The following is a 20,751-nucleotide window of genomic DNA, read 5'->3' as shown; positions in this document are numbered from 1 at the left end:
GTCGAGTTAGATTTGTTAAAACGACAAGGTATTTTTATAACTCCTACCATTAGGAAATGAATTTAGGGCTAATATGTCAATTTATATATTACTACTAACAATACTCTTTTTTACATCAGCAGGGTTGACATACTTATTAAGACTCTATGCATTAAAGAATAATATTATTGATACCCCTAACTCTCGCAGTTCACATGTAATCCCAACGCCAAGGGGAGGCGGAGTTGCAATCGTTACAAGTTTCCTTATTGGTATAATCCTTTTCTATTTTCTGGGCTATCTCCCCCTCTTATCTACTGTAGGATTAACTGTATCTGGCGGGGTAATAGCATTGGTAGGTTTTTGGGATGACCATGGGCATATTGCTGCTCGTTGGCGTCTCGTAGCTCATTTTTCTGCTGCGGTATTCTTACTATTTTGCCTGGGCGGTTTTCCTGCATTGAATATTTCAGGTTTTATTATTGACTTGGGTGTTTTTGGCGGTCTATTTGGTTTGTTATTTTTAGTATGGATGCTAAATCTCTATAACTTTATGGATGGTATTGATGGTTTGGCAAGTGTTGAGGCGGTAACTGCTTGTATAGGGATGATTGCCATTTATTATATAAGTGGAGATCGCATTGAACTGAATAGTTATCTGGTTCTTTGGTTGCTTGCGAGTACAGTTCTGGGCTTTTTAATTTGGAATTTCCCACCGGCTAAAATATTTATGGGTGATGCTGGAAGTGGTTTTCTGGGGTTAATTATTGGTTCTTTAGTGATAAGTTCGGGTTGGATAGAGACAAAATTTTTCTTTTGTTGGCTAATTCTTTTAGGCCTATTTATTGTTGATGCAACATGGACCTTGGTACGTCGAGTCCTTGGTGGTTTTAAGGTTTATGAAGCTCACAGAAGTCATGGTTATCAAATTGCGTCTAGAAGATTTAAACGTCATCTACCTGTGACTTTATCCGCTATTGCTATAAATATCATTTGGCTATTTCCTATCGCATTACTCGTAGGGCTTGATGTTGTTAATCCAATAGCAGCACTAATTATTTCTTACATTCCTCTTTTATATATTGATTATAAAATTAATGCTGGTGTTAATAATAATTGATCGGTTTTAATTTATGATTGAATAATTGAGCAGAATGAACACTGCTTAAAAGCGTGTGTTCCTTATTAGGGTTGGTATCATATGTTCCTCGTATTTTTATTATCTTTACCAAGACCTGCTAAACGAATCATTATGATATTGTTAGATACGATTCTTATTACTTTAGCATATTGGGGTGCTTTCTGGGTACGATTGGACGTAGATAGTCCCTTTACCAGCATTGAACAGTGGGTTGCTCTGGCAGTAATTATACCACCGACGCTTCTTGTGTATATACGACTGGGTTTATATCGGACAGTATTACGTTACGTCAGTGCTAAGATTGTTAGTGTTGTGATTGTTGGTGTTGTTCTTTCCTCTGGTTTACTTGTACTTGGATCCTATTTCTTAGGGGTATATTTGCCAAGAACAGTATCTGTTATGTTCTTTATTTTCTCATTAGTGCTTATCTGTGGTTCTCGATTATTGTTTAGAATGCTATTAAATTATGGTGTTAGAGGACAGATACCGGTAGTTATATATGGCGCGGGGGCTTCAGGAAGACAATTAGTTCCTGCTCTAATGCAAGCCAGTGAATACTTTCCTATTGCTTTTGTCGATGATAATCCCAAATTGCATAAAGCTGTTATTCATGGTGTTACTGTTTATCCTTCAGAAAAACTTGAGTATTTAATTGGACGCTATGGTATTAAAAAAATATTATTGGCTATGCCAAGTGTTAGCTTGAGCCAGCGTAGAGCCGTTGTAAATAAACTTGAAAATCTCGCTTGTGAAGTTTTATCAATTCCTGGGATGTCTGATTTGGTTGAGGGTCGAGCACAAATAAGCAGTCTAAAGAAAGTTTCTATCGAAGAACTGCTGGGACGAGATCCTGTTGTGCCAGATGAGAAATTATTGGCTAAAAATATTACGGGAAAAGTAGTAATGGTGACAGGGGCTGGGGGATCAATAGGCTCTGAACTATGTCGCCAGATTATTGTAGAGAAGCCAAGTTTATTAATCCTTTTTGATATCTCTGAGTTTTCTCTTTATTCCATAGAAAATGAAATAGCATCGATATGTAAACATAATAAAATTGAGACGGAATTTGTCGCATTGCTTGGGTCTGTACAAAGTGAAGAACGCTTGGTTCAGATAATGTCTAGCTTCCATGTAAATACTGTTTATCATGCCGCAGCCTATAAGCATGTACCTCTTGTTGAGAGTAACGTTATAGAGGGAGTAAGAAACAATATATTCGGTACGCTGTATTGTGCTAAAGCGGCAATAAAATCTGGGGTCGAAAAATTTGTTTTAATTTCTACAGATAAGGCTGTGCGACCAACCAACACCATGGGTGCTACCAAAAGAATGGCAGAACTTGTGCTGCAGGCATTGTCGACAGAACAAGATAAAACAAAATTTTGTATGGTTCGCTTTGGTAATGTTCTCGGATCTTCCGGTTCTGTCGTTCCTCTCTTTAAGAAACAAATTGCTGAGGGGGGACCAATAACGCTCACACACAAAGATATTATTCGCTATTTTATGACGATTCCTGAAGCCGCTCAGCTTGTTATTCAAGCTGGTGCTATGGGACATGGTGGGGACGTTTTTGTATTAGATATGGGCGATCCTGTTAAAATTATTGATTTGGCCAAACGGATGATTAATCTTTCTGGTCTTTCTATTAAGAGTGAAGAGAATCCAGATGGTGATATCGCTATAGAGATCTCTGGATTACGCCCTGGCGAAAAATTATATGAAGAATTACTTATTGGTGATTCTGTACAACATACCTATCATCCCAGAATTATGACTGCAACTGAAGTTATGCTTGAATGGAACGACTTAAATATTCTGCTAAACAGAATTGAAACTGCCTGTAATGACTTTAATTACGAACGTATCCGTTCTTTATTATTAGAAGCACCTACAGGATTTCAACCAACAGATGGAATCTGTGATGTTGTTTGGCAAAAGACTCATGACGAAAATGCAAAAAACGTTATTGTTCACTGACGCTTAATATAATATCTAAGCATACTTGCATTTATTGTTTATGGAATTGATATGAAAAATATTGCATTTGTAATTACTAAATCAATCATTGGTGGTGCTCAAGGTTGGGTTTTGGAGCAAGTAAAGCTACTCAAAGATGATTGTAAGATTATTTTAATAACCTCTGAACCGGGTTGGTTAACCGAAACGATTGTGTGTGACAAGATCGTTATTATTCCAGAGATAAGAAAAATGGCTAGTATTAAGGCCATCTACGTTTTGTATAAAACTCTTAAAGAAAATAAGATTGACATTGTTGTTTCCAGTTCTGCCAATGCGGGTCTTTATAGTAGGCTGGCCCGTTTATTCCTACGTTTCCGTGGTGTGTATGTTTCTCACGGATGGTCATGTATTTACAATGGTAATGTACTCAAATTCATATTTTGTTATATTGAAAAACTACTATCATACATTACAGATGTGGTATGGTGTGTTTCTCAGAGTGATGCAGATAAAGCTATTAAAATTATTGGAATTAAACCTGAGAAAATAATGACTCAGCTTAATGCTATAACGCCACTAGCTGAGCGGCCTGACCGACCATGCCAAAATAAAATCATTTATGTATGCCGATTAGCCTATCCTAAACGTCCTGATTTAATCTTAAAAGTCGCCGCAGCCAATCCTAAATTTGACCTCGATATCGTTGGCGATGGGGAGTATTATCAAGATCTTAAGCAAGAATATGCGGGTTATGACAATATTCATTTTTACGGTGAAATTAAAGGATTCGATAAATTTAATGAGTATGATGTATTTGTATTAACATCAGAAAGTGAAGGTTTACCTATGGCCGCAATTGAGGCTACCAGTGCCAGTCTACCGGTTATTTTGAGTGATGTCGGCGGTTGCAGTGAAGTCGTGGATAGCAATGGTATTTTAATAGGTAATACGACAGAAGAATTAGATTCCGCTCTTAATACTATATTTTCAAACTATGATTCATTCTATAAAGCAGCTCAAAAGCAAAAGAATAAATTTGATATAAATAACGTAAAAGATAAATGCAGAAAAATTATTCTTGGCTGATCGATATGCTTGGTTTCTTAAATTTAATAGGTGAGTTATGACTATTCTAGTAACTGGTGGTGCAGGTTATATAGGATCGCACACGGTACTAACATTGTTAGAAAATGGCGAAAATGTAGTTGTATTAGATAATTTATCCAATGCCTCTGCTGAGTCATTGTTACGTGTATCCAAAATTACAGGCCGCAGCCCCATTTTTTATCAAGGTGATATATTAGATAGAAATTGCCTTAAGAAGATATTTTTTGAACATAAAGTTGATTCTGTTATTCATTTTGCAGGTTTGAAATCAGTGGGAGAGTCTGTAGCCAAGCCCATTGAATATTACCAAAACAATGTAACCGGCTCGATTATTTTGCTTGAAGAAATGGTTATCTCTGGTGTAAAAAAATTAATTTTTAGCTCTTCAGCTACAGTATATGGTGATCCTGAATTTATCCCCTTGACTGAAGATGCTCGTATTGGCGGAACGACAAATCCTTATGGCTCATCAAAGGTCATGGTTGAACAGATATTGAAGGATTTCGCTTTCGCTTATTCTGATTTTTCTATAAGAGCGCTGAGATATTTTAATCCTGTTGGCGCACATACGTCGGGGTTAATTGGTGAGGATCCAAATGGGATACCTAACAACTTACTACCTTTCATTACTCAGGTAGCAATTGGCAAACTCCCCAAATTAGCTGTGTACGGTAATGATTACCCTACAGTTGATGGTTCAGGTGTTCGGGATTATATCCATGTTATGGATCTTGCTGAAGGGCATCTTTGTGCGCTTAATAACCTGACACAGGGGTTTAAGGCTTATAATCTTGGCTCGGGTGTTGGGCATTCAGTGTTAGAGATGATTGCAGAGTTTGAGCGGATATCAGGCAAAAAAATTCCTTATGAAATTGTGGCTCGTCGCCCTGGAGATATTGCTGAGTGTTGGGCCAGCCCCGAGCTTGCTTTTAAGGAATTAGCGTGGAGGGCCAAAAGAAACTTAACTGACATGCTAAAAGATGCATGGAATTGGCAGCAATCTAATCCAAATGGTTATGTTCGCTGAATACTTAGTTAGCTGTGCTAAAATTCCTTATCTTTTCATCCCTAATTTTGTAACAAACAACAATGAAATTTCCTGGTAAACGCAAATCTAAGCACTATTTTCCTGTTAATGCTCGTGACCCTTTATTACAACCAGCGCAGACGGAAAGTGAAGTAAGCACCTCTTATATCGTTGGCATTGACCAAACGCTGGTTGATATTGAAGCGAAGGTCGACGAGAACTTTATTACGCGTTATGGCCTTAGTCAGGGGCACTCTTTGGTTATCGAGGACGATGTTGCTGAACGTCTTTATCAGGAATTAACGGCAAATGGCTTGATAACGCATGAGTTTGCGGGCGGTACTATTGGTAATACGTTGCACAACTATTCCGTCTTAGCCGATGACCGATCGATTCTCTTAGGGACGATGTGTAGCAATATTAAAATTGGCAGCTACGCCTATCGCTATCTGTGTAATACCTCTAGCCGTACTGATTTGAACTATTTACAGGCCGTTGATGGTGCGATTGGCCGTTGTTTCACTCTCATTACGGATAATGGCGAGCGGACATTCGCGATCAGTCCCGGTCAAATGAATCAGCTACGTCCTGAAAGTATTCCTGAAGATATTATCGCAGGTGCTTCCGCATTGGTGCTTACTGCTTATCTGGTGCGTTGTAAGCCGGGCGAACCAATGCCTGAAGCGACGATGCAGGCTATCAGTTATGCGAAGAAATATAATGTTCCTGTCGTGATGACATTAGGGACAAAATACGTTATTGCAGATAATCCGCAGTGGTGGCGTGATTTTCTTAAAGAGCACGTCTCTATAGTAGCGATGAATGAAGATGAAGCTTATGAACTGACGGGGCTTAATGATCCACTGATGGCCTCAGATATGGCGTTGAACTGGGTTGATTTAGTGCTTTGTACCGCTGGCCCTAATGGCCTTTATATGGCGGGCTATACGGAAGAGGCTAATAAGCGCCAAACTCAGCACCCATTATTACCCGGTGCGATTGCTGAGTTTAACTTGTATGAATTTAGCCGAGCGATGCGCAAAGAGCATTGCGATAATCCTCTACGTATTTATTCGCATATTGCCCCCTATATGGGCGGCCCTGAGAAAATAATGAATACTAATGGGGCAGGGGATGCTGCTTTATCTGCGGTGCTGCATGACATTGCTGCCAATGGTTATCATCGTAATAATGTTCCTAACTCCAGCAAACATGTGCGTAGCTATCTGAGTTACTCTTCATTAGCGCAAGTGTGTAAATATGCTAATCGGGTCAGCTATCAAGTGCTGAATCAGCATTCACCGCGTTTGACACGTGGTTTGCCTGAGCGGGAAGACAGTTTGGAAGAGTCGTACTGGGAAAGATAATTGTCGTCAAATAGTGAACAGGGCCAGCATATGCTGGCCCTATTGGTTTATAACTAGCTAACACTGAGATGTTTTTAAATTGGGCAAAGCGGACGTTTCTCTTCTTCGGTCAGCGTTTCTATCTTCAACATATTTAGCATACTGTTGGCAATTTCACGTTCGCCCATCACAACCTGGTTCGCGCCACGATCCGAGATATAAACTACTTCGTCGTCATAATGCGCGCGAGCAATTATCTCAAGGTCTGGCCGTTTAATTCTGGCGGAGGCGACAATTTCCCCTGCTTCATAGCCATTTGGAATCGTCAGTAATAACCAGCGGGCACAATCCAGACGAGCCAGTGACATAATATCTGCGCTTGCAGCATTACCTAATACCGCATTAATACCCTGTTCACGTAGCGCTTCAACTCTCGGTCGAGAATTCTCAATGACCACTAATGGAATACCTTCCGCGTGCAGTTTTGCACCTAATAAGCTACCCACTCGACCATAACCGACTAATAGTGCATGATTGCACAAATCTACCGGGATCTGCTTTTCCTCTTCGACGGCCTCTTCCAGAATCAGATCTTCCATCGTCTCGTTTTTAGCCAAATAACGATCCAATAGTGTAAACAGTAACGGGTTGAGCATAATGGACAAAATCGCGCCCGCCAGTACCAGATTACGGCCATGCTCAGACATTAAACCGAGAGAAATCCCAAGCCCAGCGAGAATGAAGGCAAACTCACCGATTTGTGCCAGACTGACAGAAATGGTGAGTGCTGTGCGTTTTGAGTGACCAAACATCCGCACTAATATAAACGCTGCGGCAGATTTGCCGAAGATAATGATAGCTAGTGAAGCCAGTACAGCTAATGGTTCACGTAGCAAAATCATTGGGTCGAACAACATCCCAACTGAAACGAAGAACAGTACGGCGAATGCATCACGTAGCGGTAAGGTATCTTGCGCCGCACGGTGGCTGAGCTCTGATTCATTCAATACCATTCCTGCGAAGAATGCACCGAGAGCAAAGGATACATCGAACAGCCCTACAGCGCCGTAAGCAATACCAAGCGCTAATACCAGCACTGCCAAGGTAAATAGCTCACGGGAACCGGTACTGGCGGTTTTAGCCAGTATCCAGGGGACCAAACGACGACCGACAACAATCATCAGCGTAATGAAGGCAATCACTTTACCGATGGTTATTGCCAATTCGGTGAATAACTGGCTGAGACTGGTGGTTTCGTTACCCATCACGCCAGCAAAGGCGGGTAATAGCACTAATGTGAGTACCATCGCCAGATCTTCGACAATCAGCCAGCCGATGGCAATTTGCCCCCGCTGGCTATCAATGAGTTGCCGTTCTTCCAGTGCTCGCAGTAATACCACGGTACTGGCAGTTGACAGACAAAGACCGAAGACAAAACCCGTCATCCAATCCCAGCCTAATAAATGAGACAACCCCATCCCGAGTAAAGTGGCAACGGCAATTTGTGCTACGGCACCGGGTATGGCGATGGCTTTTACTGCGAGGAGGTCTTTAAGTGAGAAGTGAAGTCCGACACCAAACATCAACAAGATAACACCAATTTCAGCCAGTTCTGGTGCTAATGAGGTATCAGCAACGAAACCTGGCGTGAATGGCCCGGCCAGCACCCCTGCGGCAAGGTACCCCACCAGTGGTGAGATGCGCAGGCGGTGAGCCAAGGTGCCCAAGAGGAAGGCGAGAACAAGGCCTCCGACAATCGTGGTAATTAAGGGTGTTGAGTGGTGCATCCAGACTCCTTCTAGTTCGGTAGGGCGGCAAGCATTTCACAGCAATAACATCAGTTTATTTCATTTATGCGATCAATGCGCGATAAAATTTAATTTTTTATCGATAAAGATCAGCTTTGGCATGGAAATTGTTTGAAGTGGTTGTTTGTGAGGGATTTGCTGTTTCTATCTCTATTACGCAGGGAAATCTCCCAACTGAAACACAGAACTCAGTCGGGATTATAGGGCTATTACTATTACTTATCTTCTATATTGGGCAAGAAAACCGTAATTACCCCCAGTAATGGTAAGAATGCACATATTTGATAAACCAGCTCAATACTGGTTAAATCTGCAACATACCCTAGTACAGCCGCACCTAACCCCCCCATACCGAAAGCAAAACCGAAGAATAGACCGGATACCATGCCCACTTTTCCTGGAATAAGCTCTTGCGCATACACCAGTATTGCCGAGAAGGCGGAGGCGAGGATAAGTCCAATGATCACGGTTAAAACCCCCGTCCAATACAGAGAAACGTAGGGTAAAATAAGGGTAAATGGCGCAACGCCTAATATTGACCCCCAAATAACATACTTTCGACCTATCCTATCGCCAAGAGGCCCGCCAATGATGGTACCAGCGGCGACGGCAAACAAGAATACAAATAAATGTATTTGGGCATTTTGTACCGAAACACCGAACTTATGCATCAGATAAAAGGTGTAATAGCTGCTGATACTAGTCAAATAGAAGTATTTAGAGAATATCAGCACCATCAAGATAGCTAACGCACTAATAACCGTCTTTTTAGGCAGCATTTTGGCCGATGAAACTTTTACTACTTTGCCGTGTGTTGCTCTTTGCTGTTGTTGGTACCATTTACTGACCTGCAACAGCACCACAATGGCGAGCAGTGCCGCAAGTGAGAACCAACCCACATTACCTTTACCATAAGGCGCAATAAGGATTGCGGCTAATAATGGCCCCAGAGCGCTGCCGAAATTGCCTCCCACCTGAAAAATAGACTGAGCCATACCGTGACGGCCACCGGATGCCATGCGAGCTACGCGCGAGGATTCTGGGTGGAAGACCGAAGAACCGGTTCCGACTAAGGCTGCTGCCAGTAAAACCACCGGGAAAGTGGTGGCGATGGCGAGCAGCAGAATGCCCGATAAGGTAAAACCCATGCCAATCGGCAGTGAATAGGGTTGTGGATGCTTATCGGTATAGAGGCCAATCAGCGGCTGTAATAATGAGGCGGTAAGCTGATAGGTGAGGGTGATTAATCCAATCTGCGCAAAACTCAGGGAAAACTCGGCTTGTAATAGCGGATAAATCGCCAGAATCAGCGACTGGATCATATCGTTAAGTAAGTGAGATACGCTGATAGCACCCAATATAGAGAAAGACGTGCGTTTGACAGTGGTATTGACGGAGGGGGGGAATCCAGTCTCAGAACGATCGGTCATAGTGAGTATTCGCCTAATAATTTTCACTGCTAATAATATGTTTGTAATGGATACATATTATGCAGATTGAATGATTTTTACTACAGCAGATACAATTTGATATATATTCAAATATTCTGAAATTCACCCAAAGATCATCAGACTATAATACGAACTCAGTCACAGTATGATCTTGATTTATCATGATATTGGTATGTGTCACCCCATTTTCACTCATTAAACTGGCACTGAACGTGCTGGTTTTAACGACCACATGGAGATTTGCGATGCGTTTTTCATTATCGACCACAGCATGTGCTTTGGCTGTGTCGCTGGCGTTTGCACCGGGATGGGCTGCGGCTTGGGAAAAAGATAAAACTTACGATATCACCATATTGCACACCAATGACCACCACGGTCACTTCTGGCAAAATGATCACGGCGAATATGGTCTGGCGGCACAGAAAACGTTAGTTGATGACATTCGCAAACAAGTTGCCGCAGAAGGGGGAAGCCTGTTGCTGCTCTCCGGCGGAGATATCAATACCGGTGTTCCGGAATCTGATTTACAGGATGCTGAGCCTGATTTCCGCGGCATGAATTTGGTCGGTTATGATGCTATGGCTATCGGCAACCACGAGTTTGATAATCCTCTCAGTGTGCTGCGTCAGCAAGAGAAGTGGGCCACTTTCCCGCTATTATCCGCCAACATTTATCAGAAAAGTACCCAACAGCGATTATTCAAACCTTATGCTCTGTTTGATAAGCAAGGTGTGAAAATTGCAGTGATTGGTTTAACCACCGACGATACCGCTAAGATCGGTAATCCCGAGTATTTCACGGATATTGAATTTCGCGTACCCGCAGTTGAAGCAAAGCAAGTTGTCGAGCAACTGAGAGAAACCGAAAAGCCTGACATTATTATCGCCGCGACTCATATGGGCCATTACGATGATGGCAAGCACGGATCGAATGCGCCGGGCGATGTCGAGATGGCGCGCAGCTTACCGGCGGGTTATCTGGATATGATTGTGGGTGGGCACTCACAAGATCCGGTCTGTATGGCCAGTGAGAACCATAAGCAAGCTGATTATGTGCCCGGCACGCCTTGTGCTCCTGATCGGCAGAATGGCACTTGGATCGTACAAGCGCATGAATGGGGCAAATATGTGGGGCGGGCAGACTTTAAATTCCGTAATGGCGAGTTGAAGTTAGTGAGCTATCAGTTAATCCCAATCAATTTGAAGAAAAAAGTTGAGAAGGCTGATGGGACCAGTGAGCGCATCTTTTATACGCAAGAGATTGCTCAAGATCCGTCAATGCTGAAACTGCTGACACCATTTGAACAACAGGGCAAAGCGCAGTTGGATGTCAAAGTGGGGAGTGTGAATGGCAAGTTGGAGGGGGATCGCAGCAAAGTGCGTTTTGAACAAACCAATTTGGCACGCCTGCTTTTGGCCGCACAAATGGAACGTGCGGGTGCTGATTTTGCGGTGATGAGTGGCGGCGGGGTTCGTGACTCTATCGATGCTGGGGATATTACCTATAAAGATGTTCTTAAGGTCCAGCCATTTGGTAATACCCTGGTTTATGCCGATATGAAAGGCAGTGAAGTTGAGAAATATCTGGCAGTTGTTGCTAATAAGAAAGTCGATTCAGGTGCTTATGCACAATTTGCCAATGTCAGTTTAGTCGCTGATGGAAAGGGTGTCAGTGATGTGAAAATACAAGGTAAACCGTTAGATCCGAATAAAATCTATCGTCTGGCAACCTTGAATTTCAATGCGCTAGGTGGTGATGGTTATCCGAAGATTGATACTTTGCCGAGCTATGTAAATACCGGTTTTATCGACGCAGAGGTGCTTAAACAGTATATTGAAAAGCACTCACCACTGGATGCCAGCCAATATCAGCCGAAAGGTGAGATTGTTTATAAATAATTAATTAGATAAGGAGGCACTATAGTTAGTGGCTCCTATTATATAATTCTTATTTTCATTTGGAATATATCAAAGCCAAGATGCGTTAAGAGGAAAATGTTTTTTTGTTGATGTGTTGTTTATATTTCTGTTCATAAAATATACTTTGCCTAAGTGAGAGAATATCACTGGGGCTAAGCCAAAGATGGTAAGTAAATTACTTGTTATTTATTGGATATTAGGTTCAGGAGGCTCACTATGCGCTTTCATAAAATAATTATTGCAATGCTCGCCGCACTACCTGTCGCGAGTGCAATGGCTTGTTTCCACCAACCTACTTGTTTCTTACGATGCTCTCAGTTGCCGCTCTGGGAGATACCTTTCTGTGATCTTGGCACCATGCATAAACCAGATTTGCAAGGTGGAAGTTTAAAAAAACCAATAGTGTTATATTCCTCAATTAAAACTAATCACGGTGATAAAGGTTTATTTAGCGTAAAAGAACTTTTTAGACAATAAGTTAATTATCTTTGAAAGGGCTATATTTAGCCCTTTCATCTTTGTGATGACTTAATCCCGCTTGGCGATATCAGCAAAGGTGCCCTGCAATAAACGGCATAGGTCTGTTGCTGCCAATTCAATATCTAACCCCCGCTTACCGCCGGAAACAAATATGGTGGCATAGTCTTGAGCAGGGCTATCAATCACAGTAGGTAAGCGTTTTTTCTGCCCCAATGGGCTGATGCCGCCGACTAAATAGCCGGTGCTGCGTTGCGCCAATTGTGGATCTGCCATTTCGGCTTTTTTTGCCCCTAATGCACGCGCCACTTTCTTAAGATCAAGTTGGGTAGCGACGGGTGTGACGGCTACCGCCAGATTTTTGGCATCGCCATTTAACGCAACCAGCAATGTTTTATAAACTTGATCGGCATTGAGGCCCAGTTTTTTAACCGCTTCATCACCGAAATTAGTTTCTGTGGCGTCATGGTGATAAGGGTGCAATATGAAAGGAACTTTTTGTTTTTCCAGCAAAACGACTGCAGGTGTCATAATAAACGTCCAATTTAAAATGAAAATTTATTCAGTTGGAATATCCTACACCCAATCTTTGGCGCAGGACTAAAAATTAACCTAATAAAATCAGCACAATGATCCGATGCGATACAATATATGATGAATGTCAGTTGCTAATCTAATCGTCAGGTTGCTACCCTATACGGGCTGCTCATATTTTCCGCAAGGAATATGGGGGCTAAATAACTAAAATAATGAAAATTCCTCTTTGACTGGCCGATAGCGATATCGGCCATTTTTTTGTATTTTTTACAAATGACCGGGCTGCAAGAGTTCAGGGAGATTCCCTTCGCCATATAAATGTAATGCGCCAACCGCGACCACATAGTGACCGGCTGGCAGTTGTTCAAGCTGCTGCTGCCAGCGTTTATTGCGCTGTATCATCAGTACGTCGTACAACCCCTGACTAAAGGTAGGAGCCAGTGTGGACAGGTCATTGACCGGATGATGCTCCAGCCACCAGCCAATCATAGTTTGCAACAGACGAGCGTTGGTGTGCCAGTGAGTTAAGGTATCGAGCAGTAAAGACATGCCGTTGTCGGGCAATGTATCCAGTAAATCGAGCTGCATTTGTGCGCCTTCCAGCTCAATAACGGTTTTCTCCTGCGCTGCGGCCGCGTTCAGCAATTGATAATCAATGCCATATTCACCACGTAATCCTAAACGTTGGGCCTGGCGGGCCTGAAGCATCAAGGCGACTTGCCATGCGGGCAGAAAGGCCATGGAGTGAGGGTCATTATCCAGCTCTTCGCAGCGCTGTAATAACTGTTGATAGTGTTCTTCAGATAATCGGTCAATCAACGGTTCGGCCAGATTTTCGTGACCAAACGGCGAGGTTGCACCAGTGATATCAGCTTCCACAATAAGTGCATCAGCCTGATTCAATTTATTCAGCAATTCGTGGGGGAGGGGAAACATACCTTCGGTTCCCATATGGATGCTGCCGACCAGATGCAGGTGGCGTTCACCGGTTAAGGTGACATCTAAAGCGGGGTAGGAGTAGGTGGTTGGAGCACCAACCCCTAAAAATTTTGCGATGCGGCGTAATAATTGACCCATGCCTATGTGCTTCTCTTTTAGCGTTTTCTGTATCCTAAACGCTTAGTGGCGCACAAGAAAGTGTTGTGCGCCACCGAGTTTTTATTGTTTAGGTTTAAAACGCAATAAGCGATTAGCGTTACTGACTACGGTAATGGAGGAGAGTGCCATAGCTGCACCAGCAACCACCGGGCTGAGCAGTGTGCCAGTGAACGGGAATAGAATACCCGCCGCAATGGGGATCCCCAGCGCATTGTAGAAAAAAGCGCCCAGCAGGTTTTGCTTCATATTGCGCAGTGTTGCCTTGGAAAGCTCGACCGCATCCACAACCCCGTGCAGGCTATGGCGCATCAAGGTAATAGCCGCAGTTTCAATCGCAATATCACTGCCGCCCCCCATGGCAATCCCGACGTCGGCCTGCGCCAGTGCTGGCGCATCATTAATACCATCACCAATCATGGCCACTTTATGCCCGGCAGCTTGCAGTTGCTTGATAGCTTCAGCTTTACCATCCGGCAGGACACCGGCGATCACCTGATCAATACCTGCTTCTTTGGCTATGGCATTGGCGGTAATAGGGTTATCACCGGTTAACATCACCAGATTGTATCCGAGCTGATGCAAGCGTTGCAGCGCGCTGATACTGTCACTGCGCAGAGGATCGCGTATTGATAGCAGTGCCGCAGGCTTACCTCGTGCCGTCAGAATAACCGGAGTTGTACCACTTTCAGCTTGTTGCTGTATTAATGATTGCAACTCACTGGTATCAATCTGTTGCTCTTCCAGCAGGCGATTATTCCCCAGCAACAGCGCCACGCCATCAACCTCACCACTAACACCTAAACCACGTAATGTACGGAATTGGTTGACTGTTGCCAGTGTCAGCCCCTCGGCGCGCTGTAAAATAGCGCGTGCCAGCGGGTGATTCGAGCCGGTTTCCAATGCGGCTGCCCATTCCAGCGCTTGCTGCTCACTGACCCCATTAAAGGTATGAATGGCGACCACTTGCGGATGCCCTTCGGTCAGAGTGCCGGTTTTGTCGAACACCAAGGTGTCGAGATTACTGGCCTGCTGCAACGCATCGGCATCACGCACTAATACCCCAAATTCAGCCGCCCGACCCACGCCCGAAATGATTGACATCGGTGTTGCCAGCCCAAGCGCACAAGGGCAGGCGATGATCAGCACCGTGGTGGCGACCACCAGGGTATAGACCAATTGCGGTTGCGGGCCGAAGAAATACCAAATCAACCCAGCAATAACGGCAATGGCGACCACCGTTGGCACAAATACCGCAGAGATCCTATCGGCCAGCTTACCAATCTCTGGCTTGCTGCTTTGAGCCTGACGCACTAGCTTAATGATGCGCGCTAATGTTGTTTGGCTGCCGATAGCATTGGCGCGAAACAGCACCGTGCCATCCTGCACTTGTGTCCCGGCATGGACAACATCACCGGCGGACTTTTGTTGTGGGATAGGTTCGCCAGTCAACATGGCTTCATCCATCCACACTTCGCCTTGGACAATCTCACCATCCACTGGCACGCGATCACCGGTGGTCAAACGCAAGGTCATGCCCAGTTGCACATCGGCCAATGGGATGAGTTTCTCACCTTCATCGGTCAGCAACCGCGCAGTCGGCGGGGCCAAATCCAACAAGCGCTCCAGCGCATTGGAAGAGCGCTGTCTGGCGCGTTGTTCCATCGCATGACCAAGGTTAATCAGACCGATAATCATGGCGCTGGCTTCATAATAAAGATGGCGGGCTTCCATCGGGAAGACATCCGGCCAGATATTTACCGTGATGGAGTAGATCCACGCCGCACCGGTACCTAGCGCTACCAGGGTATCCATGGTGGCACTGCCATTTTTTAGGCTGACCCAGGCATTACGATAAAAATGCCCACCGGCAAATATCATCACCAACAGGGTGATTATCCCAACTATCAGCCAGGGCGTTTGAGTCTCAGGGGTTAGCGTCATACTACCGCCAAATAACCCCCATCCCATCAATGGGATACCCAATAACAGCCCCAGTGCCGCTTGCCACTGAAAACGCTTCATACTGGCTTGCGACATTTGCTGTTGTCGCTCGCGCCGCTCTGCTTCATCTTCAATGATTTCAGCACCATAGCCGGCATTTTTGACCGCCGCGATCAGTGCCTCATTGCTAGGGTGACCGGTGACTAATGCGCTGCGCTCCGCCAGATTGACTCGTGCGACCTCAACACCATCAACACTTTGCAGTGCATTTTGTACTTTAGATACACAACTGGCACAGCTCATCCCGGTCAGTAATAGCTGAACACTGTCATTATCAGCAGGTTTTGCTACCGGCTGGCTGGGTTGCGTATTTTTAATGTCAGTTGTTGCTGCCGGAATGGTTGAAGAGGCCGCTGCCTGATATTCCGGCAAAGATGGGGCTGAGTGAGTCAGCGGCTCAGTTTTTGGGGATTGCGCCCCCGGCAGTGTGGCGTGATAGCCTGCTTGCTCCACAGCATCAATTAACGTTTGTGCCTCAACTTTGCCATACACTTTGGCACTATCGAGGGAGACATCTGCTGCAATCACACCAGGAACGGCTTCCAGCGCTTTGCGCGTAGATTCGGTACAGTGCCCACAACTCAAACCTGAGAGCTGTAATTCAATATCAGGAGTTTGAGCTTCTTCTGCCTGATAACCCGCTTGTTTCACCGTATCAATCAGTGTTGTGGTTTCGGCTTCGCCCGTCACCTTGGCATAGTGAACATTCACTTCTGCATGATGAACATCTTCACGGCTTTCTAATGCCGTTTTTACGCGTTTGGCACAATTCATACAGGAGAGGCCGTGTAAGGCCAGCACTGTGGTTTGCAACATCGTTGACTCCTTATCGAGTAGGAACCTATCCATAAATTTGTCGGGATAAGTTTAGTCGGTATTCCCAGTCATATTGCTTATTTAGGGCAATAACGGACTTTGATCTGTACAGGTTTTATTCCGCTTGACTGACATCCTTCCTTTCACTAATTATAGAGGTTAAACCTTCCAGCAAGGGGAAGGTCAAGGGGGACGAATGAATATTAGCGATGTCGCAAAAAAAACCGGTTTAACCAGTAAGGCCATTCGTTTTTACGAAGAAAAGAAACTGGTGACACCGCCTATCCGCACGGATAATGGTTATCGAAGCTACAGCGCCAAACATATCGAAGAGTTAACACTGTTGCGTCAGGCGCGGCAGGTCGGTTTTACATTAGATGAATGCCGCGAGCTGCTGGCATTGTTTCATGACCCCGCTCGTCACAGTGCGGATGTAAAAGCTGCGACGTTGCAAAAGGTAGCGGAAATTGAGAAACATATTAATGATCTCAATCAGATGCGATTACGTTTATTGGCTTTGGCAGACGAGTGCCCAGGGGATGATGGTGCAGATTGTCCGATTATCAATAACCTGGCGGGGTGTTGTCACGGGAGTGAGAAACAAAAAGTTGGCTAATGTTATGTGAAAGGCGTATCAAAATAAATACGCCTTTTCAATGTGTTAGTGATGAACAGCCCTGACGTGCAAGGTATTGCCTTCCACTAAAATGACTTCAACTTCGGTGCCGACATTTAGCTCATTAGCGCTATAAATGCGCCAACTGCTATCACCCACTTTCATGCGGCCGTAGCCATCAACTGTCGGTTCCGTCAGGGTAGCCCGCGTTCCCAGTAATTGATGGTTACGCTGGTTCAACATCGCGGGTTGTGGCTTGATGCGCTTACTGAGCCAATACCACCACAAGATGGCTGATACGACTGTCAAAACAGCAAACAGCACGCCTTGCATCTCCCAGCTAAAGGGAAAAAGCCAGACCAGAATACCGACCACCACGGCGGCGACACCGCTCCACAGCATATAACCACTGGCCCCTAGCATCTCGGCTGCCAGTAATAGGCCGCCGAGCGATAGCCAAAACCAGTTAGGATTTGCTGCAATTTCCTCCAGCATGGTTATTTACCCCGGCTGTTTTTACTCTCACCAATCAGCTCTGCAATACCACCGATAGCACCCATCAGGTTGCTGGCTTCCAGTGGCATCATAATGACTTTGCTATTATTGGCCGAACCAATGTGTTGCAGGGCGTCGGTATATTTCTGTGCCACAAAGTAGTTAATGGCTTGAATATCACCGGCAGCAATAGCTTCAGAAACCATTTTGGTTGCCTGAGCTTCCGCTTCTGCCGCACGTTCACGAGCTTCTGCTTGCAAGAATGCAGACTGACGTTCACCTTCGGCTTTCAGAATTTGTGATTGTTTCTCACCTTCAGCACGCAGAATGGCCGCCTGACGAACCCCTTCGGCTTCCAGAATATCTGCACGTTTAGTACGTTCAGCCTTCATCTGGGCATTCATCGCAGAAATAAGTTCAGTCGGTGGGCGTACATCACGGATTTCAATACGGGTGATTTTAATGCCCCACGGGTTGGTGGCTTCATCGACGATATGCAGCAGGCGGCTGTTGATATTGTCGCGTTGGGACAACATTTCATCCAGCTCCATGGAACCCAAAACAGTACGGAAGTTGGTCATGGTCAGGTTGACGATAGCCAGTTCCAAATTGCTGACTTCATATGCGGCTTTCACCGGGTCAATAACCTGAATAAAGCAAACAGCATCAATCGCCACATTGGCGTTGTCGCGGGAAATGATTTCTTGGGATGGAATATCCAGAACCTGTTCCATCATATTGATTTTACGACCAATACGATCCATAAATGGCACAACTATATTCAGGCCTGGCATCAGTGTTTTGGTATAACGGCCAAAACGCTCGACTGTCCATTGGAAACCTTGTGGGACGATTTTGATTGAGGAAAAGACCACAATCAGAGCTACAACGATAAGAACAGGGATAACCGTAAACATATTTAACTTCCTGTCAGCAATGATTTTTGTTTCTTAATATTACGTGACGGGGCGCTAAATGCCTAACTAAAGGCAGGTAAAAGCGTGTAAATGAGAGAAAGTCAGGTTGAGGCAGAATAAAACAGCGCGGGTTGGCCCCGCGCAGTAGCAAATAATGGTAACCAGTAGGGCGGAAAATGATCGTTAAAAGCGCCTGTTAGTATAGCAATGCATAAAGCTGACGGCGGTATTTAGCCGCCAATGCATCGCCAGTGCCCAATGCGGCCAAAATATCCATTAATGTCTTACGTGCAGTACCGTTGGCGGCGGCCAGATCTTGCTTCAAGTGGCCCAACAGTAACTCCAGCGCCTCTTCGTTACGACCTACCTGATGCAGTTGCAGCGCTAACTGAACCGCCAACTCAACGTTGTCCGGTTGTTCGGCGACTTGTTGTTGCAACTGCTGAATTTCTGGTGTGTCAGCGGCTTGTTTGAGCAACTCGATTTGTGCAATCAGCCCCTGATAGCGGGTATCGCGGTCTTGCAGTGGTATTGTCGCCAATACGCTTTCGGCATCTTCGCTACGGTTGAGCTGAATTTGTGCCTCCGCCAGTTGCAGCGCAATGTCACTGGTTTGCGGGTTATGGCTTTGCTGCATCAACTGCCAGGCATCTTTCAGCAATGGCAGTGCTTCTTGTACCTTACCCTCGCTTATCAATTGTGCCGCTTCGGCTGCTTTCAGCTCTTCAGGTTTCGGTAATACCCGTTGCAATAATTCGCGGATAACTTCTTCTGGCTGTGGCCCTTGGAAGCCATCAACTGGCTGACCGTCTTTAAACAGATACACGGCCGGAATTGAGCGCAAACCAAATTGTGAAGCCACCATCTGCTGCGCATCGCAATCGACCCGCGCCAAAATGAATTGGCCTGCATACTCGGCGGCCAGTTTATCCAGCACAGGGGTGAGTTGCAGACAGTGCTGGCTGCGTTCAGACCAAAAGTAGAACAGCACCGGCACTGTCATGGACTGTTCTAAGGTCTGATGTAGGTTCGCTTCGGTAATATCAATCGTTGTAGGTGCTAGCATGAATTATTTCTCTCATCCGTTTTATACCCGTCATACTTCAAGCTGCATGTGTGTTGGCTGCTCTCATTCACCCGAATCATTGACTGGTGTCAACTCATCGGGATTCATTCGCTTGCCGCCTTCCTGCCACTCGAATTATTTAGGGTATAGCAGTTAATTGGGGCTAATTATGTTGCTTCAACCCTCATCACTATTATCAAGAATTGCCACGCAGGACTTTATCTAGCATCCGCCCCGGTAATATGCGGCGCAGTATCGTCAATGCATGGGCCACTAAGGTGACCGGATAGCGCAATTGCGGGCGCGGGCTTTCCAGCGCGTGACGCAATTTCGGCAAAATCGCTTCTGGTGGCAGTGTAAAACGCTGCGCAATACCGGGGTTACTCACCGGCTTATCAGCTTGGGCCTGATTCACATTTTGTGTGAAATGAGTGCTTATCGGGCCGGGTTCAATCAAACTGACATGAATTCCGCTATCATGCAGTTCCATTCGTAATGCATCTGACCAGGCTTCTAACGCATATTTACTGGCGGCATAAGCACCGCGACCGGCAGTTGAAACCAATCCCATCACTGAACTGGTTTGAATGATGCGCCCTTCACCATGAGGCAGCATGGCGGGCAGTAATAATTGTGTTAGTTGGTGAGTGCCAAACAAATTAGTGGAAAATTGTTTTTCCAACTGCTGGCGTGAAATTGTCTGTAATGGGCCATACAGGCCAAAACCACCATTATTAAACAAAGCATACAAGCGCCCGCCTGTCAGCTCAATAACTTGTGCTGCCGCGCGTTCGACACTGGCACTGTCATCCAAATCCAGTTCAATACCTTCCAGACCCAACTGTGTCATCTTCGCCACATCATCGGGCTTACGGCAGGCGGCGAGGATGCGATAGCCGCGGTTTTTCAAGTCTTGCGCTGCAACCAGGCCAATGCCGCTGGAACAACCGGTAATTAATACTGTTTTTTGCATAACTTTACCTGATGAGTG

17 protein-coding genes are annotated in these 20,751 nt (G+C 45.1%); 8 read left to right on the top strand and 9 right to left on the bottom strand.

Annotated elements, in window-relative coordinates; all coding sequences use genetic code 11:
• The first annotated feature begins 73 nt into the window (after positions 1-73).
• From HU019_RS15760 to HU019_RS15740, 5 genes are all read left to right on the top strand, one after another.
• Entirely contained in the window at positions 74-1,099 is a 1,026-nt protein-coding gene (locus tag HU019_RS15760) for an MraY family glycosyltransferase (protein ID WP_174849871.1), read from the top strand.
• Between the two features lie 81 nt (positions 1,100-1,180).
• The gene (locus HU019_RS15755; RefSeq protein WP_174849850.1) at positions 1,181-3,097 is read left to right on the top strand and encodes a polysaccharide biosynthesis protein; all 1,917 of its coding nucleotides are present in this window, start codon (positions 1,181-1,183) and stop codon (positions 3,095-3,097) included.
• A gap of 51 nt (positions 3,098-3,148) precedes the next feature.
• Entirely contained in the window at positions 3,149-4,165 is a 1,017-nt protein-coding gene (locus HU019_RS15750) for a glycosyltransferase (protein WP_174849851.1), read from the top strand.
• Positions 4,166-4,202: 37 nt separating this feature from the next.
• Positions 4,203-5,213 (top strand): UDP-glucose 4-epimerase GalE, encoded by a 1,011-nt coding sequence (gene galE, locus HU019_RS15745; RefSeq protein WP_174849852.1) that lies wholly within the window; start codon positions 4,203-4,205, stop codon positions 5,211-5,213.
• Positions 5,214-5,275: 62 nt separating this feature from the next.
• The gene (locus HU019_RS15740) at positions 5,276-6,580 is read left to right on the top strand and encodes an inosine/guanosine kinase (protein ID WP_174849853.1); all 1,305 of its coding nucleotides are present in this window, start codon (positions 5,276-5,278) and stop codon (positions 6,578-6,580) included.
• A gap of 74 nt (positions 6,581-6,654) precedes the next feature.
• Here HU019_RS15740 and ybaL read toward each other — a convergent pair whose 3' ends face one another.
• Complete coding sequence (gene ybaL, locus HU019_RS15735) at positions 6,655-8,346, bottom strand: YbaL family putative K(+) efflux transporter (protein WP_174849854.1); 1,692 nt, start codon at positions 8,344-8,346, stop codon at positions 6,655-6,657.
• A gap of 236 nt (positions 8,347-8,582) precedes the next feature.
• Positions 8,583-9,797 carry an MFS transporter RosA gene (gene rosA, locus HU019_RS15730; protein WP_174849855.1) on the bottom strand — a complete coding sequence of 405 codons (1,215 nt, stop codon included), beginning with the start codon at positions 9,795-9,797 and terminating at the stop codon, positions 8,583-8,585.
• 266 nt (positions 9,798-10,063) lie between these two features.
• Here rosA and ushA point away from each other — a divergent pair, with 266 nt between their 5' ends.
• Positions 10,064-11,716 carry a bifunctional UDP-sugar hydrolase/5'-nucleotidase UshA gene (gene ushA, locus HU019_RS15725; RefSeq protein WP_174849856.1) on the top strand — a complete coding sequence of 551 codons (1,653 nt, stop codon included), beginning with the start codon at positions 10,064-10,066 and terminating at the stop codon, positions 11,714-11,716.
• Positions 11,717-11,953: 237 nt separating this feature from the next.
• On the top strand, positions 11,954-12,214 hold the full coding sequence (locus HU019_RS20185; protein WP_174849857.1) for a hypothetical protein: 261 nt from the start codon (positions 11,954-11,956) through the stop codon (positions 12,212-12,214).
• A gap of 51 nt (positions 12,215-12,265) precedes the next feature.
• On the opposite strand, the gene ybaK is transcribed toward HU019_RS20185, so the two are convergent.
• The 3 genes from ybaK to copA all read right to left on the bottom strand — a co-directional run bounded on the left by ybaK (position 12,266) and on the right by copA (position 16,666).
• The gene (gene ybaK, locus HU019_RS15720) at positions 12,266-12,745 is read right to left on the bottom strand and encodes a Cys-tRNA(Pro)/Cys-tRNA(Cys) deacylase YbaK (protein WP_174849858.1); all 480 of its coding nucleotides are present in this window, start codon (positions 12,743-12,745) and stop codon (positions 12,266-12,268) included.
• Between the two features lie 273 nt (positions 12,746-13,018).
• Positions 13,019-13,828, bottom strand: a complete 810-nt coding sequence (locus HU019_RS15715; RefSeq protein WP_174849859.1) for a TraB/GumN family protein — start codon at positions 13,826-13,828, stop codon at positions 13,019-13,021.
• A gap of 81 nt (positions 13,829-13,909) precedes the next feature.
• On the bottom strand, positions 13,910-16,666 hold the full coding sequence (copA, locus tag HU019_RS15710) for a copper-exporting P-type ATPase CopA (RefSeq protein ID WP_174849860.1): 2,757 nt from the start codon (positions 16,664-16,666) through the stop codon (positions 13,910-13,912).
• Between the two features lie 196 nt (positions 16,667-16,862).
• Here copA and cueR point away from each other — a divergent pair, with 196 nt between their 5' ends.
• On the top strand, positions 16,863-17,282 hold the full coding sequence (gene cueR, locus HU019_RS15705; RefSeq protein ID WP_005158240.1) for a Cu(I)-responsive transcriptional regulator: 420 nt from the start codon (positions 16,863-16,865) through the stop codon (positions 17,280-17,282).
• Between the two features lie 45 nt (positions 17,283-17,327).
• Here the strand turns inward: cueR and HU019_RS15700 are convergent, their stop codons facing one another.
• The 4 genes from HU019_RS15700 to HU019_RS15685 all read right to left on the bottom strand — a co-directional run bounded on the left by HU019_RS15700 (position 17,328) and on the right by HU019_RS15685 (position 20,733).
• Positions 17,328-17,777, bottom strand: a complete 450-nt coding sequence (locus HU019_RS15700; protein WP_005158242.1) for an NfeD family protein — start codon at positions 17,775-17,777, stop codon at positions 17,328-17,330.
• Positions 17,778-17,779: 2 nt separating this feature from the next.
• Positions 17,780-18,694, bottom strand: coding sequence for an SPFH domain-containing protein (locus HU019_RS15695; RefSeq protein WP_005158246.1), 915 nt, complete (start codon positions 18,692-18,694; stop codon positions 17,780-17,782).
• Positions 18,695-18,890: 196 nt separating this feature from the next.
• The gene (locus HU019_RS15690; RefSeq protein ID WP_174849861.1) at positions 18,891-19,760 is read right to left on the bottom strand and encodes a co-chaperone YbbN; all 870 of its coding nucleotides are present in this window, start codon (positions 19,758-19,760) and stop codon (positions 18,891-18,893) included.
• A gap of 196 nt (positions 19,761-19,956) precedes the next feature.
• A complete protein-coding gene (locus HU019_RS15685; RefSeq protein ID WP_174849862.1) occupies positions 19,957-20,733 on the bottom strand; it encodes an SDR family oxidoreductase in 777 nt (258 codons plus the stop codon).
• Positions 20,734-20,751: the final 18 nt, after the last annotated feature.

Source organism: Yersinia artesiana, assembly GCF_902726545.1.
Lineage (GTDB): Bacteria > Pseudomonadota > Gammaproteobacteria > Enterobacterales > Enterobacteriaceae > Yersinia > Yersinia artesiana.
The sequence above is the reverse complement of the archived record's forward strand: the minus strand, read 5'-3'. Positions and strand labels throughout refer to the sequence as shown.

What these genes read in the sequence shown, in the direction of transcription:
- HU019_RS15760 (WP_174849871.1), top strand. Translation starts at nt 74, where the DNA reads ATGTCAATTTATATATTACTACTAACAATACTCTTTTTTACATCAGCA.
- HU019_RS15755 (WP_174849850.1), top strand. Translation starts at nt 1,181, where the DNA reads ATGTTCCTCGTATTTTTATTATCTTTACCAAGACCTGCTAAACGAATC.
- HU019_RS15750 (WP_174849851.1), top strand. Translation starts at nt 3,149, where the DNA reads ATGAAAAATATTGCATTTGTAATTACTAAATCAATCATTGGTGGTGCT.
- galE (WP_174849852.1), top strand. Translation starts at nt 4,203, where the DNA reads ATGACTATTCTAGTAACTGGTGGTGCAGGTTATATAGGATCGCACACG.
- HU019_RS15740 (WP_174849853.1), top strand. Translation starts at nt 5,276, where the DNA reads ATGAAATTTCCTGGTAAACGCAAATCTAAGCACTATTTTCCTGTTAAT.
- ybaL (WP_174849854.1), bottom strand. Translation starts at nt 8,346, where the DNA reads ATGCACCACTCAACACCCTTAATTACCACGATTGTCGGAGGCCTTGTT.
- rosA (WP_174849855.1), bottom strand. Translation starts at nt 9,797, where the DNA reads ATGACCGATCGTTCTGAGACTGGATTCCCCCCCTCCGTCAATACCACT.
- ushA (WP_174849856.1), top strand. Translation starts at nt 10,064, where the DNA reads ATGCGTTTTTCATTATCGACCACAGCATGTGCTTTGGCTGTGTCGCTG.
- HU019_RS20185 (WP_174849857.1), top strand. Translation starts at nt 11,954, where the DNA reads ATGCGCTTTCATAAAATAATTATTGCAATGCTCGCCGCACTACCTGTC.
- ybaK (WP_174849858.1), bottom strand. Translation starts at nt 12,745, where the DNA reads ATGACACCTGCAGTCGTTTTGCTGGAAAAACAAAAAGTTCCTTTCATA.
- HU019_RS15715 (WP_174849859.1), bottom strand. Translation starts at nt 13,828, where the DNA reads ATGGGTCAATTATTACGCCGCATCGCAAAATTTTTAGGGGTTGGTGCT.
- copA (WP_174849860.1), bottom strand. Translation starts at nt 16,666, where the DNA reads ATGTTGCAAACCACAGTGCTGGCCTTACACGGCCTCTCCTGTATGAAT.
- cueR (WP_005158240.1), top strand. Translation starts at nt 16,863, where the DNA reads ATGAATATTAGCGATGTCGCAAAAAAAACCGGTTTAACCAGTAAGGCC.
- HU019_RS15700 (WP_005158242.1), bottom strand. Translation starts at nt 17,777, where the DNA reads ATGCTGGAGGAAATTGCAGCAAATCCTAACTGGTTTTGGCTATCGCTC.
- HU019_RS15695 (WP_005158246.1), bottom strand. Translation starts at nt 18,694, where the DNA reads ATGTTTACGGTTATCCCTGTTCTTATCGTTGTAGCTCTGATTGTGGTC.
- HU019_RS15690 (WP_174849861.1), bottom strand. Translation starts at nt 19,760, where the DNA reads ATGCTAGCACCTACAACGATTGATATTACCGAAGCGAACCTACATCAG.
- HU019_RS15685 (WP_174849862.1), bottom strand. Translation starts at nt 20,733, where the DNA reads ATGCAAAAAACAGTATTAATTACCGGTTGTTCCAGCGGCATTGGCCTG.